This window comes from Streptomyces sp. NPDC058773 (assembly GCF_042746015.1).
Taxonomy (GTDB): domain Bacteria; phylum Actinomycetota; class Actinomycetes; order Streptomycetales; family Streptomycetaceae; genus Streptomyces.
Map to the genome: position 1 here is coordinate 110,652 of NZ_JBHYPE010000002.1, position 17,407 is coordinate 128,058.

The 17,407-nt window shown below is 69.2% G+C and carries 16 protein-coding genes; 12 read left to right on the forward strand and 4 right to left on the reverse strand.

Going from position 1 to position 17,407, the window contains the following annotated elements:
- Positions 1–28 precede the first annotated feature (28 nt).
- The 3 genes from ACFW5B_RS02425 (at position 29) to ACFW5B_RS02435 (ending at position 4,400) form a co-directional block, all read left to right on the forward strand.
- Positions 29–742, forward strand: coding sequence for an HAD family hydrolase (locus ACFW5B_RS02425; protein ID WP_386431981.1), 714 nt, complete (start codon positions 29–31; stop codon positions 740–742).
- Positions 743–1,105: 363 nt separating this feature from the next.
- A complete protein-coding gene (locus tag ACFW5B_RS02430) occupies positions 1,106–2,713 on the forward strand; it encodes an ABC transporter substrate-binding protein (protein WP_386431984.1) in 1,608 nt (535 codons plus the stop codon).
- Between the two features lie 88 nt (positions 2,714–2,801).
- The gene (locus ACFW5B_RS02435; protein WP_386431987.1) at positions 2,802–4,400 is read left to right on the forward strand and encodes an ABC transporter substrate-binding protein; all 1,599 of its coding nucleotides are present in this window, start codon (positions 2,802–2,804) and stop codon (positions 4,398–4,400) included.
- 84 nt (positions 4,401–4,484) lie between these two features.
- Here ACFW5B_RS02435 and ACFW5B_RS02440 read toward each other — a convergent pair whose 3' ends face one another.
- Both ACFW5B_RS02440 and ACFW5B_RS02445 read right to left on the reverse strand, forming a co-directional pair.
- Positions 4,485–5,156 (reverse strand): response regulator transcription factor, encoded by a 672-nt coding sequence (locus ACFW5B_RS02440; RefSeq protein ID WP_066975498.1) that lies wholly within the window; start codon positions 5,154–5,156, stop codon positions 4,485–4,487.
- 13 nt (positions 5,157–5,169) lie between these two features.
- Entirely contained in the window at positions 5,170–6,126 is a 957-nt protein-coding gene (locus ACFW5B_RS02445) for a RecB family exonuclease (protein ID WP_386431991.1), read from the reverse strand.
- A gap of 175 nt (positions 6,127–6,301) precedes the next feature.
- Here ACFW5B_RS02445 and ACFW5B_RS02450 point away from each other — a divergent pair, with 175 nt between their 5' ends.
- The 3 genes from ACFW5B_RS02450 (at position 6,302) to ACFW5B_RS02460 (ending at position 9,385) form a co-directional block, all read left to right on the forward strand.
- Positions 6,302–7,564: a site-2 protease family protein gene (locus ACFW5B_RS02450; RefSeq protein ID WP_386431994.1), complete on the forward strand. Its 1,263-nt coding sequence runs from the start codon at positions 6,302–6,304 to the stop codon at positions 7,562–7,564.
- Positions 7,565–7,657: 93 nt separating this feature from the next.
- Entirely contained in the window at positions 7,658–8,584 is a 927-nt protein-coding gene (locus tag ACFW5B_RS02455; protein ID WP_386431996.1) for a tRNA (adenine-N1)-methyltransferase, read from the forward strand.
- 216 nt (positions 8,585–8,800) lie between these two features.
- A complete protein-coding gene (locus ACFW5B_RS02460; RefSeq protein WP_386431999.1) occupies positions 8,801–9,385 on the forward strand; it encodes a hypothetical protein in 585 nt (194 codons plus the stop codon).
- A 45-nt stretch (positions 9,386–9,430) separates the two neighbouring features.
- Here ACFW5B_RS02460 and ACFW5B_RS02465 read toward each other — a convergent pair whose 3' ends face one another.
- Positions 9,431–9,724 (reverse strand): ferredoxin, encoded by a 294-nt coding sequence (locus tag ACFW5B_RS02465; protein WP_030084810.1) that lies wholly within the window; start codon positions 9,722–9,724, stop codon positions 9,431–9,433.
- A 249-nt stretch (positions 9,725–9,973) separates the two neighbouring features.
- Here ACFW5B_RS02465 and arc point away from each other — a divergent pair, with 249 nt between their 5' ends.
- From arc to prcA, 6 genes are all read left to right on the forward strand, one after another.
- A complete protein-coding gene (gene arc, locus ACFW5B_RS02470) occupies positions 9,974–11,740 on the forward strand; it encodes a proteasome ATPase (protein ID WP_386432003.1) in 1,767 nt (588 codons plus the stop codon).
- A gap of 276 nt (positions 11,741–12,016) precedes the next feature.
- A complete protein-coding gene (dop, locus tag ACFW5B_RS02475) occupies positions 12,017–13,528 on the forward strand; it encodes a depupylase/deamidase Dop (protein ID WP_386432006.1) in 1,512 nt (503 codons plus the stop codon).
- 189 nt (positions 13,529–13,717) lie between these two features.
- Positions 13,718–13,936, forward strand: a complete 219-nt coding sequence (locus tag ACFW5B_RS02480) for a ubiquitin-like protein Pup (RefSeq protein WP_006607619.1) — start codon at positions 13,718–13,720, stop codon at positions 13,934–13,936.
- A 291-nt stretch (positions 13,937–14,227) separates the two neighbouring features.
- Positions 14,228–14,404 carry an endonuclease domain-containing protein gene (locus ACFW5B_RS02485; protein ID WP_386432011.1) on the forward strand — a complete coding sequence of 59 codons (177 nt, stop codon included), beginning with the start codon at positions 14,228–14,230 and terminating at the stop codon, positions 14,402–14,404.
- Positions 14,356–15,201 (forward strand): proteasome subunit beta, encoded by an 846-nt coding sequence (gene prcB, locus ACFW5B_RS02490; protein ID WP_386432014.1) that lies wholly within the window; start codon positions 14,356–14,358, stop codon positions 15,199–15,201. Before ACFW5B_RS02485 ends, prcB begins: the two co-directional genes overlap by 49 nt.
- A gap of 91 nt (positions 15,202–15,292) precedes the next feature.
- Positions 15,293–16,132, forward strand: a complete 840-nt coding sequence (prcA, locus tag ACFW5B_RS02495; RefSeq protein WP_386432017.1) for a proteasome subunit alpha — start codon at positions 15,293–15,295, stop codon at positions 16,130–16,132.
- 48 nt (positions 16,133–16,180) lie between these two features.
- Here the strand turns inward: prcA and ACFW5B_RS02500 are convergent, their stop codons facing one another.
- Positions 16,181–17,293: a LacI family DNA-binding transcriptional regulator gene (locus ACFW5B_RS02500; RefSeq protein WP_386432020.1), complete on the reverse strand. Its 1,113-nt coding sequence runs from the start codon at positions 17,291–17,293 to the stop codon at positions 16,181–16,183.
- Positions 17,294–17,407: the final 114 nt, after the last annotated feature.

The following is a 17,407-nucleotide window of genomic DNA, read 5'->3' on the forward strand; positions in this document are numbered from 1 at the left end:
TCAGGGACGTCGTAACGGAGGTGGATGGATGACCAGCAGCATCCCCGCAGTCGGCACCCGCACGGCCGAAGCAGCGACCCTCCAGGCCGTATTCCTGGATCTGGACGGCACCCTCGTCGACACCGAGGGCTTCTGGTGGGAGGCGGAGGCGGAGGTCTTCGCCGAACTCGGGCACATCCTCGACGACACGCACCGCGAGGTCGTGGTCGGCGGCCCGATGTCGCGCAGCGCCGGCTATCTGATTCAGGCCACCGGCGTCGACATCAGCCTGACCGAACTCAGCGTGCTGCTCAACGCCGCCTTCCTGGCCCGCATCGGGCGCGGGGTCCCGCTGATGCCGGGCGCCCGCCGGCTGCTGGCCGAGCTGGCCGCCCACGAGGTGCCCACCGCCCTGGTCTCCGCCTCGCACCGCGCCATCGTCGACCAGATGCTGCACTCCCTCGGCCCGGAGAACTTCCGGCTGACCCTGGCCGGCGACGACCTGGAGCGCACCAAGCCGCACCCCGACCCCTATCTGACGGCCGCCGCCCGGCTGGGGGTGGACCCGGAGTGCTGTGCGGTCATCGAGGACACCCTGACCGGGGTGACGGCGGGGGAGGCGGCGGGCTGCCCGGTCGTCGCGGTGCCCTCGGTGACACCGATTCCGCCCGGTCTGGGGCGCACGGTCAGGGGTTCGCTGGAAGAAGTTGATCTCCCATTTCTCCGAACGCTCATCACGGAAAGCCGTGGAACCGTGCACTGAGCGTGCCATGGGAAAGCCGCCCGGGAACCGAGTGGAGCGGACCGCTCATTTTCCGTGACGAATGCGTTGACTGAATTGTTGCTTCGCCATGGATCATTGAACGCGTGACGTTTCTCACGTGCCGGGCCGTCGACAGCAGGCCCCACAGGTGTTCCAGGGGGTCTCGAAGGGGGTTTCCGCGGGGGTAAGTGTCCGGATTGGTGAGGCAACGTGTGAATCGTTCCACCGTCCGGATATCGAGCAGCTTGCCATCGTTATCCAGGTGCCATATCGAGACAACTCCTTTGTGTCTCAGTCCGGCTGGCCGTTCCTACTAATGTCGACGCGAGCAACACCTCTGCGCTGATAAGGAACCCGTCCACGATGAATCGCAAGACCCTGGTGCTGCCGGCGCTGGCCGGTCTCCTCGCCCCCGTCCTCGCTGCTTGTGGCGGCACGGACGGCGCCGGCGACGGTGTCGATCCGATCGTGGTCGGCGTGGCCACTCCCATCGACGCGACGAAGGCGGCGCCCGCGCCGCTCGACCCGTCGCAGGCCTATGACGTCGACGCGTGGAACGTGCTGCGCAGCACGTTCCAGACGCTGCTGCGGCTGCCCCGGTCCGGTACCGCTCCGGTGCCCGAGGCCGCCGAGTCCTGCGGCTTCCGCGACACCCAGAACGAGCAGTACCGCTGCACCCTGCGCAGTGGCCTGAAGTTCTCGAACGGCCATGCCCTGACGGCGCAGGACGTCAAGTTCTCCATCGAGCGCATGAAGACCATCAACAACACCAATGGTCCGGTCTCGCTGCTCGACGGTGTCGACAAGGTGGAGGCGCCCAGCGACACCGAGGTGGTCTTCCACCTCAGCAAGCCGGACGCCACCTTCCCGCAGAAGCTCACCACCCCCGCGGCGTCCATCGTCGACCCCGAGGTCTACCCCAAGGGCCGCCTGCACAGCGGCTTCGGGGTCGTCGGCTCCGGCCCGTACACGCTCAAGACGGAGCACCGGGGAAACCGCATCACCAAGGCCCTCTTCACCAAGAACCCCACCTACAAGGGCGGGATCAAGGCGAAGAACGACAAGGTCGAGATGCGCTTCTTCAACGACTCCGCGTCGACGGAGCGGGCGCTGCGCAAGGGCAGCATCGACGTGATGAACCGCGGTCTGTCGCCGGACCAGGTCAGGGGCCTGGAGAAGGCCCGTGACAAGCACATCCTGCTCCAGGAGATGCCGGGCCAGGAGATTCGTTACCTCGCCTTCAACACCAAGGACCCGGCCGTCTCCAACAAGGCCGTGCGGCGCGCGATGGCACAGCTCGTCAACCGCTCGGACCTGGTGCGCAACGTCTACTCCTACACGGGCGACCCGCTCTTCTCGATGGTGCCCAAGGGCCTCACCGGCCACATCAACTCGTTCTTCAACAAGTACGGGGACCCCAACGCCGAGGCCGCCCGCAAGACCCTGCAGCAGGCGCACATCACCACTCCGGTGAAGTTCACGCTCACGTACACCACGAACCACTACGGCTCCAGCACCGTCAAGGAGGTCCGTGCGCTGCAGAGCCAGCTGAACCGCACCAAGCTGTTCGACGTCAGCATCAAGGGCGTCGACAGCTGGCAGCAGTTCCGCACCGACGCCCTGGACGGCAAGTACTCCGTCTACAACATGGGCTGGTTCCCCGACATCCCGGACGCCGACAACTACATCGCGCCCTTCATCGGCAAGCAGAACTTCCTGGGCTCCCCTTACCGCAACGGCAAGATCGAGTCGCAGCTGATCCCGTCCAGCCGCCAGCAGTCCGACCGCAACGCCGCGGGCGACGACTTCAAGCAGGCGCAGGACATCATCGCCGACGACGTACCGCTCCTCCCGCTGTGGCAGGGCAAGCAGTACGTCGCCGCCCGCGATGACATCACCGGCCTCGAGTGGGCCCTCAACTCCGCCTCGGGGCTTCAGATCTGGGAGCTCAGCCGCGGCGTCGCCGACTGAGCTCGTGGCTCCCACCCGTGCAGCACACCACCGCCGCGGTTCCCCACCGCGGCCCGACAGGCATGACCCAGAACGTGAGGACCGTTTAGTGAGGAAGCGTGACCAGTGGCTGGCCGCCCCGATCGGGGCGGGGCTGACCACAGCTCTGCTCGCGGTCGCCGGGTGCGGCACGGACGACTCGGGAGCGGCCGGCCACGGCGAGCCCGTGGTCATGGGAATGACGGACAAGGTCGTGTCCACCGACCCGGCGTCCGGCTACGAGCCCGGCTCCTGGCTGTTGTTCAACAACGTCTTCCAGTCCCTGCTGAGCTTCCCCAAGGGAGGCACCACCCCCGAGCCCGAAGCCGCCGAGCGCTGCGGCTTCACCGACCGGGACAGCAAGGTCTACCGCTGCACCCTGAAGGACGGACTCACCTTCAGCAACGGGCACCCGCTGACGGCCAAGGACGTCAAGTACTCCTTCGACCGCACCCGGCGCATCAAGGACGAGAACGGCCCGGCCGCGATGTTCGCCGCGCTCGACAAGGTGGAGACCCCGGACTCCAAGACCGTGGTCTTCCGGCTGAAGACACCCGACGCGACCTTCCCCATGAAGATAGCCTCGGGCGCCGGCTCCATCGTCGACCACGCGGAGTACCCCGCGGACCGGCTGCGCACCGACGGCAAGGCCGTCGGCTCCGGCGTCTACACCCTCAAGGAGTACAACTCCCAGAAGGCCGTCTTCGGCGTCAACGACTCCTACGAGGGTCCCGCCAAGGTCAAGAACTCCGGTATGACCGTGAAGTTCTACAGCGCCGCCGGCACCCTCAAGAAGGCCGTCGAGAAGGGCGACGTCGATCTCGCCTACCGCGGTCTGGCGATGAAGGACATCGCCGAGCTGAACAACGCCTCGCTGGAGCAGGCGCACGGCACCCAGGTCGTGGAGGGCGCCAGCGCCGAGGTCATGCACCTGGTCTTCAACCTCAAGGACCCGGTCGCCGGCAAGCTCGGCGTCCGCAAGGCGATCGCCTACCTCCTGGACCGCTCGACCCTGGTCCGGGACGTCTACCAGCGCACCGCGGTGCCGCTGTACTCGATCGTCCCGGCCGGCATCACCGGCCACAGCACCTCCTTCTTCAACACCTACGGCGACCGCCCGAAGCCCGACAAGGCGAAGGAAGCGCTCCACTCCGCCGGCTACAACGGCAAGGTGCCGCTCACGCTGTGGGCCACCCCCGAGCGCTACGGCCCCGGCACCGTCCCGGCCTTCGAGGAGATCGCCCAACAGCTCAACGCCAGCGGGCTGTTCAGCGCCAAGGTGCGGACCCTGCCCACCAAGGACTACGAGCAGGGCGTGGCCGACGGCAAGTTCGGCGCGTACGTCAAGGGCTGGATACCCGACTATCCGGACCCCGACAACTTCACCGCGCCGTTCTTCGGCAAGGACAGTGTGGTGGCCAACAACTACAGCTCGCCCACCATCACCGGCCGGCTGCTGCCCAAGACGGCCGACCAGCCGAACCGCGGCGCCACCAAGGACCAGTTCCGGGAGCTCCAGGACATCGTCGCCGAGGACGTGCCGATGATCCCGATCTGGCAGGGCAAGCAGTACGCGGTGGCCCGCGAAGGGGTCTCCGGCCTGGAATGGACGCTGGACCCGTCGACCGTCTTCCGCTTCTGGGAGATCAGCAAGTCGGCCGACGCCTGAGACACCACGGCGGGGCCGTCCGGGAAAGCTTTCCCGGACGGCCCCGCCGTCGTTCGTCTGCCGGGCCGTCCGGCCCCCGCCGTCCTACTGCGCGCCGGGGCGCACCAATCCGCTCTCGTACGCGTACACCGCCGCCTGCACCCGGTCGCGCAGCCCCAGCTTCGTCAGCACATGGCCCACATGCGTCTTGACGGTGGTCTCGCTCACGAACAGATCCGCGGCGATCTCCGCATTCGACAGCCCGCGGGCCACCAGCTTCAGCACCTCCACCTCGCGCTCGGTGAGGGTGTGCAGGGTGTCCGGCACCGGCTCCTCGCCCGACGGCAGATGGCCCGCGTACTTGTCCAGCAGCCGGCGGGTGATGCTCGGCGCGAGCATCGCCTCGCCCGCCGCCACCACCCGGATCGCCTGCACCAGCTCATGGGCCGGCGCGTCCTTGAGCAGAAAGCCGCTCGCGCCCGCCCGCAGCGCCTCGACCACGTACTCGTCCAGATCGAAGGTCGTCAGCACCAGCACCTTCGCCGGGCCGTCCTTCGCCGGGCCGGTGATCTGCCGGGTCGCCTCGACGCCGTCCATCCGGGGCATCCGGATGTCCATCAGCACCACATCGGGCTGCAGCGCCCGCACCTGCTCCAGTGCCTGGAGACCGTCACCGGCCTCGCCGACGACCGCCAGATCCTGCTCCGCCTCCAGAATCATCCGGAATCCCGTACGCAGCAGGGGCTGGTCGTCGACCAGCAGGACGCGGATGGCCACGAGCTCTCCTTCGTTAGATCTCCCCCATTCTGCCCTGCGGCGGCACACCGCCCTCGGGCGGGCGCACCTGGAGCGGGTACACCGGGGGAGTGCCGCCGAATTCCGGACAGTGCGCCTGGTGGTCGCACCAGCCGCACAGCTTCGTCGGCCGCGGCCGCCAGTCGCCGGTCGCCGTCGCCAGCTGGATCGCCTCCCACAGCGCCAGCAACTTCCGCTCCACGCCCCGCAGATCGGCCTCACCCGGGTCGTACGTCACCACATCGCCGCTGCCCAGATAGACCAACTGCAGCCGCCGCGGCACCACACCGCGCAGCCGCCAGACCACCAGGGCGTAGAACTTCATCTGGAACAGAGCGCCCTCGGCGAACTGCGGCCGCGGCGCCTTGCCGGTCTTGTAGTCGACGATCCGCACCTCGCCCGTCGGCGCGACATCCACCCGGTCGATGAACCCCCGCAGCTGCAGCCCCGAGTCCAGCACCGTCTCCACATACAGCTCACGGTCCGCCGGCTCCAGCCGCGTCGGGTCCTCCAGCGAGAACCACCGCTCCACCAGCGCCTCGGCCTCCGCCAGCCACTCCGCCAGCCGCTCACCCTCCGGGTCGTCCGCGAACAGCCCGGCCAGCTCCGGCCGCTTGGCGAGCAGCTTCGCCCACTCGTCCGGCACCATCGCCCGTGCCCCCGCCGCCGTACGCTCCGCCGCCGGCGCGTCGAAGAGCCGCTCCAGCACCGCGTGCACGACCGTGCCGCGCGTCGCCGCCGGGCTCGGCTTCTCCGGCAGCCGGTCGATCACCCGGAAGCGGTACAGCAGCGGGCACTGCATGAAATCACTCGCCCGCGACGGCGACAGCGCCACCGGCGGCCGCGGCTGCTCCCCGCCCCGCGCCTCCGCACCGGCGGCCTCCGCGCCCGGCTCACCGCCGCTCCGTCCGCTCCGCGTGCCCGCCTCGGCCTGCTCCGTGCTCCATCCCATGCCACAAAACCCTACGGCCCGCCACTGACAGGAGCGGACGGGTCACCCGCGCAAGGGCCCCGCAGCGTAAGGGGCCGAAGCGCGCCGCATACCATCGACGGCGGACCCCTTCTCCCTGCATGATCGAGATATCAGGCCGAGCAGGGGCGAAAGCCGTATTCGATGAGGGGACGCCGTGGACGAGAGCGGGAAGTCGCAGGACCCCGAGGAGTCCGTGCGGCCCCAGCCGCCCGAGCCGCCCGAGCACAACAACGCACCCAAGGGCCCCGCACCGGGCAAGAAGCGGACCGGTGGCGGCATTCTGATGGGCCGTCCCTTCGGCGTGCCCGTCTACGTGGCGCCCAGCTGGTTCGTCGTCGCCGCCCTGATCACCTGGGTCTTCGGCGGCCAGCTGGAGCGCGTGCTGCCCGAGCTCGGTGCCGCGCGCTATCTGGTCTCGCTCTTCTTCGCCGTCGCCTTCTATGCCTCGGTGCTCGTCCACGAGCTGGCCCACACCGTCGCCGCGCTCCGCTTCAAGCTCCCCGTACGCCGCATCCAGCTCCAGTTCTTCGGCGGCGTCTCGGAGATCGAGAAGGAGACCGAGACCCCCGGCAGGGAGTTCGTCCTCGCCTTCGTCGGCCCGCTGCTCTCCCTCGCCCTGGCCGGGATCTTCTACGGCGGCGTGCAGCTGGTCGAGCCCGACACCGTGCCCGGGGTCCTGCTGGCGGGTCTGATGATCTCCAACCTGATCGTCGCGGTCTTCAACCTGCTGCCCGGCCTCCCGCTGGACGGCGGCCGGATGCTGCGCGCCCTGGTCTGGAAGATCACCGGCCGGCCCATGAGCGGCACCATCGCCGCCGCCTGGGTGGGCCGCGCGCTCGCCGTCACCGTCCTCATCGGGCTGCCGCTGCTCACCCACACCGGCGCGCTCGGCACCGCCCGCCCCGAGATCGGCGGCGCCGACTCGCTCACCGACGCGCTGCTCGCCGCGATCCTCGCCGCCATCATCTGGACCGGCGCCGGCAACAGCCTGCGCATGGCCCGGCTGCGCGAACGCCTCCCCGACCTCACCGCCCGCACCCTGACCCGGCGCGCCGTCCCGGTCGAGACCGACACCCCGCTCTCCGAGGCGCTGCGCCGCGCCAACGACGCCGGCGCCCGCGCCCTGGTCGTCGTCGACCGCCAGGGCACGCCCACCGCCCTGGTCCGCGAGGCCGCCATCGTCGGCGTCCCCGACCACCGCCGTCCCTGGGTCCCCGTCGGCACCCTCGCCCAGGACCTCAAGGACGGCATGCGGGTCTCCGCCGAGATGGCCGGCGAGGATCTCCTGGAATACCTGCGGGCCACCCCCGCCACCGAGTACCTCGTCGTCGAGGAGACCGGGGAGATCTACGGCGTGCTCTCCACCGCCGACGTCGAGCGGGCCTTCGTCTCCGCTATGGCCCGCAAGGCTGCCTGATCGGGCTCGGTTCGCCTCCGGGGGTGCCGCACTCGCCCCCGCACCGGCCGCCCACTGGTCGGCGCGGCCCCAACGGGCCGGTAGGCTGGTCACATGTCCGAACCGACCGGTGCCGCCCGCCGTCGCGGGCCCTTCAAGGTCGGGGACCAGGTCCAGCTCACCGACCCCAAGGGACGCCACTACACCTTCACGCTCGAAGAGGGAAAGAGCTTCCACACCCACAAGGGAGCCTTCCCCCACGACGAGCTGATCGGTGCTCCCGAGGGCAGTGTTGTCCGTACCACCGGGAACGTCGCCTACCTCGCGCTGCGCCCGCTGCTCCCCGACTACGTCCTGTCCATGCCCCGCGGTGCCGCCGTGGTCTATCCCAAGGACGCGGGGCAGATCCTGGCGATGGCCGACATCTTCCCCGGCGCCCGCGTCGTCGAGGCGGGTGTGGGCTCCGGCTCGCTCAGCAGCTTCCTGCTGCGCGCGATCGGCGACGACGGCATGCTGCACTCCTACGAGCGCCGCGCCGACTTCGCCGAGATCGCCACGCAGAACGTGGAGCGCTACTTCGGCGGTCCGCACCCCGCATGGACGCTCACCGTCGGTGACCTCCAGGACAACCTCTCCGACGCCGACGTCGACCGCGTCATCCTCGACATGCTCGCCCCCTGGGAGTGCCTGGAAGCCGTCTCCAAGGCCCTGGTCCCCGGCGGCATCCTCTGCGCCTACGTCGCGACGACGACGCAGCTGGCCCGCACCGTCGAGGCGATCCGCGAGCACGGCACCTTCAACGAGCCGTCGGCCTGGGAGACCATGGTCCGCACCTGGCACGTCGAGGGCCTCGCGGTCCGCCCCGACCACCGGATGATCGGCCACACCGGCTTCCTGCTCACCGCCCGCCGCCTCGCCGACGGCGTCGAGCCCCCGCTGCGCCGCCGCCGCCCCGCCAAGGGCGCGTACGGCGAGGACTACACCGGCCCCGGCAAGGGCCCGGCGGCGGCCTCCGGCGGCGGCTCCGCGGACCGCGGCTGACCGTCCGGAACCGGCCACCGAACCACCAGGCGCCGCCGACGAGTTCCCGCACGGGAATCCGCCGGCGGCGCCGCTGCGTTTGCGCCCCGGTGTGCAGGGTGTGTCCACCCCGGATCCGCACGGAAAACTCCGGCCCGGCCGGTTCCTTGCCGCCCCCTCCTGTGGAACGATGCTGGGCACTCCCACCGGCACAGAACTTCACAGGAGTTACCCCGCGTGCAGCCCACGGCAGGCCAGGATCTCTCGCACACCCAGCCGCGCCCCATGCACTGGCTCGCCACCGCCACGGCCCTCTCGGCGGTCATCGCGGGCGCGTCCTTCGTACAGCCCCCCGACGCCACGGCCACCACAGCCCGCGGCACCAGCACTGCCGGGCACCCCGCCGCCGCCCCCGACCCGGACCGGGTGAGCTTTCCGGTCGACTGCGGCCCCAACCGCCTCGACGTGGTGAAAAAGGCCTCCGGAGACCTGGACGGCGACGGTACGACCGAGACCGTGGCGGTGGTCCGCTGCCACAGCGGGACCGGCACCCCGCCCAGCGGCGCCTACGTCCTCGCGCAGCCGTCCGGGCGCCGGGCCGCCCCGCGGATCGTGGCGACACTCCTCGCGCCCGCACAGCAGCGCAGCGTCCAAAACCTCGCCGTCAAGGATGGCGCGATCTCTGCGGCGGTCCTGGGCTACTCCACGCGCGACATCCCGCGCTGCTGCCCGGACGTACGGCAGAGCCTCAAGTGGCAATGGAAGGGCGGGAAGTTCGTCCGGAGCGAACTTCCCGCCGCCATGGGCACACGGAGCGTCTGACCGGTCACGGGGAGTGTCCGCCGGCAGCGCTCTGCTCCGGCGGGGCTACTCCGCGTCCGGGCCGTAGACCTCGACCAGGTCCTTGACCCGGCGGACGTGGATGCAGTCCCCGGGGCACTCCTTGGCGGAGTCCCGTACGTCATCGAGCAGCTTCAGCGGGACGGGCGTTGTGGCCCCCTTGTCCTGCAGCAGCTCGTCATCGCCGCTCTTCACATAGGCCAGACCGTCGATGTCGAGCTCGAAGACCTCCGGCGCGTACTGCGCACAGATGCCGTCCCCGGTGCACAGATCCTGGTCGATCCATACTTCCAGCTCTGGGGCTTCGTCCTGCGCGGTCATCTCGCCTGCCGTTCCTGCGTACGTGAACCGTTTTTGTCTAAGTGGCGCCAGCCCTGACGGGTGTTGACCGACTCGACGATACAACCGCTCGCTTTCCGATGTTGTTGGGTGGGTATTCCCTTGGGGTGAGGACGTGCGCAAGGGTGAAGATCGGACACGCCCCGACAGTCTTTTCGATCTAGGGGTTTCAACCTGCACCGGCCCAGGTAGGGTCAGGAAGCGTCCAGCTCCTTGGAGGAGGTGAGGACCGTGGCAGCCCACGACGACGACATCAACCGCGGCATCCGGCCGGGGCGGGGGTCTGAAGATCCCGCCGGCCAGGTTGCCTATCTTGAGCAGGAGATCGCCGTCCTGCGACGCAAGCTCGCCGACTCTCCGCGTCACACGAGGATTCTCGAAGAGCGGATCGTCGAGCTGCAGACCAACCTGGCCGGCGTCTCGGCGCAGAACGAGCGTCTCGCCAATACTCTCCGCGAGGCCCGCGACCAGATCGTCGCCCTGAAGGAGGAAGTCGACCGGCTCGCGCAGCCGCCGGCCGGCTTCGGCGTCTTCCTGCAGGCGAACGAGGACGGCACGGTCGACATTTTCACCGGAGGCAGAAAGCTCCGGGTGAATGTCAGCCCCAGTGTGGAGACCGAGGACCTCCGGCGCGGCCAAGAGGTCATGCTCAATGAAGCGCTCAACGTGGTCGAGGCCATGGAGTTCGAGAGCGCCGGCGACATCGTCACCCTCAAGGAGATCCTTGAGGACGGCGAGCGCGCCCTGGTGATCGGGCACACCGACGAGGAGCGGGTGGTGAGGCTCGCCGAGCCGCTGCTGGACACCACCATCCGCCCCGGCGACGCCCTCCTCCTCGAGACCCGCTCCGGCTACGTCTACGAGGTCATCCCGAAGAGCGAGGTCGAGGAACTCGTCCTCGAAGAGGTCCCGGACATCGACTACACCAAGATCGGCGGTCTGGGCGGCCAGATCGAACTGATCCGGGACGCGGTCGAGCTCCCCTACCTCTACCCCGACCTCTTCAAGGAGCACGAACTCCGCCCGCCCAAGGGCGTCTTGCTCTACGGCCCGCCCGGCTGCGGCAAGACACTCATCGCCAAGGCGGTCGCCAACTCCCTTGCCAAGAAGGTCGCCGAGGTGACCGGGCAGCCCGCGGGGAAGAGCTTCTTCCTCAACATCAAGGGTCCCGAGCTGCTCAACAAGTACGTCGGTGAGACGGAGCGGCACATCCGGCTGGTCTTCCAGCGCGCCCGGGAAAAGGCGAGCGAAGGCACCCCCGTCATCGTCTTCTTCGACGAGATGGACTCCCTCTTCCGCACCCGGGGGTCCGGCGTCAGCTCGGACGTGGAGAACACCATCGTCCCGCAGCTGCTCTCCGAGATCGACGGCGTCGAGGGCCTGGAAAACGTCATCGTGATCGGCGCCTCCAACCGCGAGGACATGATCGACCCGGCGATCCTGCGCCCCGGCCGCCTCGATGTGAAGATCAAGATCGAGCGTCCGGACGCGGAGGCCGCCAAGGACATCTTCTCGAAGTACCTCACGGAGAATCTCCCGCTGCACTCCGACGATCTCGCCGAACACGGCGACTCGCGGAAGGCCGCGGTAAGCGGAATGATCCAGTCGGTCGTCGAGCAGATGTATGCGGAATCCGAGGAAAATCGGTTCCTGGAGGTCACCTATGCCAATGGTGACAAGGAAGTCCTCTACTTCAAGGACTTCAACTCCGGTGCGATGATCGAAAACATCGTAGGACGTGCGAAGAAGATGGCCATCAAGGCCTTCCTCGAACACAATCAGAAGGGGCTTCGGGTTTCCCACCTCCTCCAGGCTTGCGTGGATGAGTTCAAGGAGAACGAGGACCTGCCCAACACCACCAATCCGGACGACTGGGCCCGGATCTCCGGAAAGAAGGGCGAGCGGATCGTATACATCCGTACGCTGGTCACCGGAAAGCAGGGCGCCGACACCGGTCGCTCCATCGATACGGTGGCGAATACCGGCCAATACCTGTAACACCGCTCTCCGGCTGCGGATGTCCTGCACGGGGCGTCCGCAGCCGGACGCTTTTCCGGGGGCGCCAGAACCGCTCCCCATAAGGGCGCGGTGAACCAGGGAAAACCGGACTGGAGCAATGACTGTAATGATCTCCCCAGCGCCGCTAAGGCGTTCTAGGCTCTTCGGTACCGCTGCGTCACGCTGTGCGGGCGTGGGGCACGCACACGGACCGGAAGCACAGCGGTACTTGAGCGCCGACCCCGTCCGGGGGCGCCGCCGGGCTAGGAGGGCCGCATGACTGTACGGCGAGTAATGGGAATCGAGACGGAGTACGGGATCTCCGTCCCCGGCCACCCGAACGCCAATGCCATGCTCACCTCGTCCCAGGTCGTCAACGCCTACGCGGCCGCGATGCACCGGGCACGCCGTGCCCGCTGGGATTTCGAGGAGGAGAACCCGCTGCGGGACGCCCGCGGCTTCGACCTCGCACGGGAAAACGCCGACGCCAGCCAGCTCACGGACGAGGACATCGGCCTGGCCAATGTGATCCTCACGAATGGCGCCAGGCTCTACGTCGACCACGCCCACCCCGAATACAGCGCCCCCGAGGTCACCAATCCGCGCGACGCCGTCCTCTGGGACAAGGCCGGCGAGCGGATCATGGCCGCGGCCGCCGAGCGGGCCGCCCAGGTCCCCGGCGCCCAGCCCATCCACCTCTACAAGAACAACACCGACAACAAGGGCGCCTCCTACGGCACGCACGAGAACTACCTGATGAAGCGGGAGACCCCCTTCTCGGACATCGTGCGGCATCTGACGCCGTTCTTCGTCTCCCGCCAAGTGGTCACCGGTGCCGGCCGGGTCGGTATCGGCCAGGACGGCCACGAGCACGGCTTCCAGCTCAGCCAGCGCGCCGACTACTTCGAGGTGGAGGTGGGCCTGGAGACGACGCTCAAACGGCCCATCATCAACACCCGCGACGAACCGCACGCGGACGCGGAGAAGTACCGCCGGCTCCACGTGATCATCGGGGACGCCAACCTCTCCGAGATCTCGACGTATCTGAAGCTGGGTACCACCGCGCTGGTGCTCTCCATGATCGAGGACGGCTTCATCGCCGTCGATCTGGCCATCGACCAGCCCGTTCGCACCCTCCACCAGGTCTCCCACGACCCCACGCTGCAACATCTGATCACGCTCCGCAGCGGCCGGACGCTCACCGCCGTACAGCTCCAGATGGAGTACTTCGAGCTGGCCCGCAAATACGTCGAGGACCGTTACGGAGCGGATGCGGACGACCAGACCAAGGACGTCCTGACCAGGTGGGAGGACGTGCTCGGCCGGCTGGAGAACGATCCGATGAGCCTGTCCGGCGAGCTGGACTGGGTCGCCAAGCGGGAGCTCATGGAGGGCTACCGGCGCCGGGACGGCCTGGACTGGGACGCGGCGCGGCTGCACCTCATCGATCTGCAGTACGCCGATGTGCGCCCCGAGAAGGGGCTGTACAACCGTCTCGCGGCCCGCGGCAAGATGAAGCGGCTCCTGGACGAGGCCGACGTCACACGGGCGGAGCAGAAGCCTCCGGAGGACACCAGGGCGTACTTCCGCGGCCGCTGTCTGGAGCAGTACGCGGATGATGTCGCCGCGGCCTCATGGGATTCGGTCATCTTCGATCTGCCCGGCCGTGACTCTCTGCAACGCGTTCCCACACTGGAGCCGCTGCGGGGGACCCGTAAACACGTCAAGGAGCTTCTTGACCGCTGCCGTACCGCAGAGGAGCTGGTCAGGACATTGGCCGGGCGCTGAGCCGCGGCAGGTGCACGACAAAATTCCTGGCGATCCGAGGCCGATTCGCGGCTGAAATCGTCGCGGGGCGGGAATCATCGAGGTGACTCCCGGGCGTTGCAGCAACTGCAAGGCCGATGTCGGACCCTGCTTGTAGGGTCGGATCTTGAAGGTCACATCGAGCGGGGCGAACCGAGCGGGGTGAGGGACATGGCGACCAAGGACAGCGGCGGCGGACAGGCCAAGGCCACGCGTTCCACGGAAGAGGTCGAGGAGCAGACGCAGGACGCGCAGGCTTCGGAAGACCTCAAGGAACGCCAGGAAAAGTTGTCGGACGACGTGGATTCCGTCCTGGACGAAATCGACGATGTGCTCGAGGAGAACGCCGAGGACTTCGTGCGGAGCTTCGTGCAAAAGGGCGGACAGTAGAGCAGACCGGACATGTTCCATTCAGGGGGGCCGAAGCGTTGCGCGCGGTGCGGAAAGTGATGACCGCGCGCAGCCTTCGGGCAGCATCCGGTGAGATTTCCCGGCGGCCGGGAATCCGGCGCTTCGCGCACCCGGGAATTCACCACGGCATCGCGCCGCAGCAGGCGAAGGGAATGCCGGGCGCCGGATCCCGGCCCACCGGCCCCGGCGGGTGCGGGCGCCTCCGGGGAGCCGCGTGGAGCGAGGAGCGCCGGCAGCCGCCCGATCCGTCCCGAGCAGGGCCCCGGGCATGTGGATCACGCCCCCGATACGGGTAAGGTCCGAGGCGTACGCTGCATCAACTACAACTCGGCACTCGGCAAGTTGAGGGATGACCCCGACGCCATGCGCAGGGCCATCGCATATCCGGAAGGATTCGTGTGGAAGCCAATACTCGAAGCACCGGGCGTCTGCCAGCTGCCTTCCTGACGCCTGGATCGTCGTCGTTCATGGATTTCCTCGGCGCGCACTCGCCCGATCTGCTGCCGGGCCATCGCCCGCTGCCGCCGGTGCAGGGCGCCGTCGAGGCGCCGCACGGGACGACGATCGTCGCCGCGGCCTTCCCCGGGGGCGTGGTGCTCGCCGGTGACCGGCGGGCCACGATGGGCAATGTCATCGCACAGCGGGACATCGAGAAGGTCTTCCCGGCCGACGAGTACTCGGCGGTCGGCATCGCGGGCACGGCAGGCCTCGCGGTGGAGATGGTCAAGCTCTTCCAGCTGGAGCTGGAGCACTTCGAGAAGGTCGAGGGCGCCCAACTCTCCCTGGAGGGCAAGGCGAACCGGCTGTCGACGATGATCCGCAGCAATCTCGGCATGGCCATGCAGGGCCTGGCCGTGGTGCCGCTGTTCGCCGGCTACGACCTGGACCGCGAGAAGGGCCGCATCTTCTCGTACGACGTGACGGGCGGACGCTCGGAGGAGCTGGGCTTCGCGGCGACGGGCTCCGGCTCGGTCTTCGCGCGCAGCTCGCTGAAGAAGCTCTTCCGGGAGGACTTCACGGAGGACCAGGCCGCCACGGCCGTCGTCCAGGCCCTCTATGACGCCGCGGACGACGACTCGGCGACCGGCGGACCGGACATGGCACGGCGGATCTACCCCATCGTCACGGTGATCACCGAGGACGGTTTCCGGAAGCTGACCGAGTCCGAGGTCGCGGAGATCGCCCGTGCGGTTCATGAGCGCCGCCTGGAACAGCCCGACGGTCCCCGTGCCGCGCTGCTCTGACGGGACGGACGTTCCGCAATGCTCCCCCAGCTCCCGCTGGGTGTGCCCCCAGCCACTGAGAGAGCTCTTGACAGGAAGGGACGGATAGCCGGTGTCGACGCCGTTCTATGTCTCACCCCAGCAGGCCATGGCCGATCGCGCCGAATACGCCCGCAAGGGCATCGCGCGCGGCCGCAGTGTCGTGGTGCTGCAGTACACCGACGGCGTGGTCTTCGTCGCCGAGAATCCCTCCCGCGCCCTGCACAAGGTCAGCGAGATCTATGACCGGATCGCCTTCGCCGCCGTCGGCAAATACAACGAGTTCGAGAATCTGCGGATCGGCGGTGTGCGCTACGCCGATCTGCGGGGTTACACCTACGACCGGGAGGACGTGACCGCACGCGGTCTGGCGAACGTCTACGCCCAGACGCTCGGCACGATCTTCTCCAGCGCAGCCGAGAAGCCGTACGAGGTCGAGCTGATCGTGGCAGAGGTCGGCAGCGCGCCCGAGGACGACCAGATCTACCGGCTGCCGCACGACGGCTCGATCGTGGACGAGCACGGCTCGGTGGCCGTCGGTGGCAACGCCGACCAGATCAGCAGCTATCTCGACCAGCGGCACCGCGACGGCATGACGCTGGCCGAGGCGCTGAAGCTGGCGGTGGAGTCGCTGTCCCGGGACACCAACGGGGGCGAGCGCACGCTGACCGCCGAGCAACTGGAGGTCGCCACCCTGGACCGCACGCGGCCGCAGCAGCGCAAGTTCAAGCGGATCCTGGGCCGGCAGCTGTCGCGGCTGCTGGACGGGGACGCCGGCGCGGGCGCCGGGGAACCGGCGGCGGACGCCGACGCCGGGGCGTCCGACGAGGGCGCCGGCGACAAGGGAGCCAAGGACAGCAAGGGCGGCAAGGGCAAGGACGACTCCGAGGGGGAGTCCGGCCCGTTGCTCTGACGAGGTACCGCACCCGGGCCCCGGGCCCGGTTCACGCGCCCCGGTGGGTCATGTCCCGCCGGGGTGCGCGGCGTTGCCGGGGGCGTCCGGGGGCGGGGCGGTGGAGCCGCGGGGGACCAGTTCCACGGGCAGGGTGGGGGCGTCCGCCGGGCGTCCGTCGAGCACCGCCATCAGGGCCCGCAGCCCGGCCGCGCCGAACTCCTCGGCGGGCAGCCGTACGGTCGTCAGCTCCGGTTCGACGGCGACGGCCAGCGCCAGATCGTCGAAGCCGGTGACGGAGACGTCCTCGGGGACCCGCAGGCCCAGCCGGCGGACGGCCTTGCAGGCGCCCGCGGCGATGGTGTCGTCGTCGCAGAGCAGCGCCGTGGGGCGGGGGCCGGGCCCGGTGAGGGCGGCGTGTGCGGCCTGCAGCCCGGCGTCGACACAGAGGGCGGCCGGCTGCCGGCGCAGCAGCGCGCCCGGGACGCCGTGGAGGCGGTCGGCGACGACGCGGGCGCGCACCCCGAAGGTCCAGGACCGGACATCGGCCGTGAGATGGGTGATCCGGCGGTGGCCGAGGGCGCTCAGATGGTCCGTCAACTGCCGTGCGCCGTCGGCGATATCGAGGTTGACGGTGGCGTCGGCCCGGTCGTCGTCGGGGTCGCTGTCCAGCATGACCAGGGGCAGATCCGCGTTCCGGAGCGTGGTGAGCGCCTCGGCGGCCATGGAGGAGGCGAGCACGCCGTCCAGGGTGGCCGCGGCGGAGTCGAAGGGGTCGCGGATCACCGGGGCCCGCACGGAACCGTTGGCGCTGGCGGGGGGAGACGGGTCGCCCTCGGGGGAGGGGTAGAGGACGACGCCGAAGCCGTGGTCGGCGGCGGCCCGGGCCGCGCCGGTGTAGACGCGCGCGAAGAACTCGGTGGTCAGGGCGGGGACGACCATCAGCACCGTGCGGGTGCGGCCCAGGCGCAGGCTGCGGGCGGCGAGGTTGGGCCGGTAGCCGAGCTCGCGGGCGGCGGTGCGTACGGCGTCCGCCTTGGCGGGGGACACCCGGCCGCGCCACTTGTCACCCAGGACGAGCGAGACGGCGGCCTGGGAGACCCCGGCGGCGCGGGCCACATCCCGGCTGGTGACGCGGGCGGCGGCCGGGCGGCGGGCGGGGTGTGCCTCGTTGCTGGTCACCGGGTGTTCTGCTCCTCACGTTCGGCCGTCGCGAGTGGACCGCGGGTGGTGGACATGGTACGTATAGCGACGGTAGTTATACGTAACACGTCTGGTTCGGCCGGACAGGGAAGG

What these genes read in the sequence shown, in the direction of transcription:
- ACFW5B_RS02425 (WP_386431981.1), top strand. Translation starts at nt 29, where the DNA reads ATGACCAGCAGCATCCCCGCAGTCGGCACCCGCACGGCCGAAGCAGCG.
- ACFW5B_RS02430 (WP_386431984.1), top strand. Translation starts at nt 1,106, where the DNA reads ATGAATCGCAAGACCCTGGTGCTGCCGGCGCTGGCCGGTCTCCTCGCC.
- ACFW5B_RS02445 (WP_386431991.1), bottom strand. Translation starts at nt 6,126, where the DNA reads ATGGGATGGAGCACGGAGCAGGCCGAGGCGGGCACGCGGAGCGGACGG.
- ACFW5B_RS02455 (WP_386431996.1), top strand. Translation starts at nt 7,658, where the DNA reads ATGTCCGAACCGACCGGTGCCGCCCGCCGTCGCGGGCCCTTCAAGGTC.
- ACFW5B_RS02465 (WP_030084810.1), bottom strand. Translation starts at nt 9,724, where the DNA reads ATGACCGCGCAGGACGAAGCCCCAGAGCTGGAAGTATGGATCGACCAG.
- dop (WP_386432006.1), top strand. Translation starts at nt 12,017, where the DNA reads ATGACTGTACGGCGAGTAATGGGAATCGAGACGGAGTACGGGATCTCC.
- ACFW5B_RS02480 (WP_006607619.1), top strand. Translation starts at nt 13,718, where the DNA reads ATGGCGACCAAGGACAGCGGCGGCGGACAGGCCAAGGCCACGCGTTCC.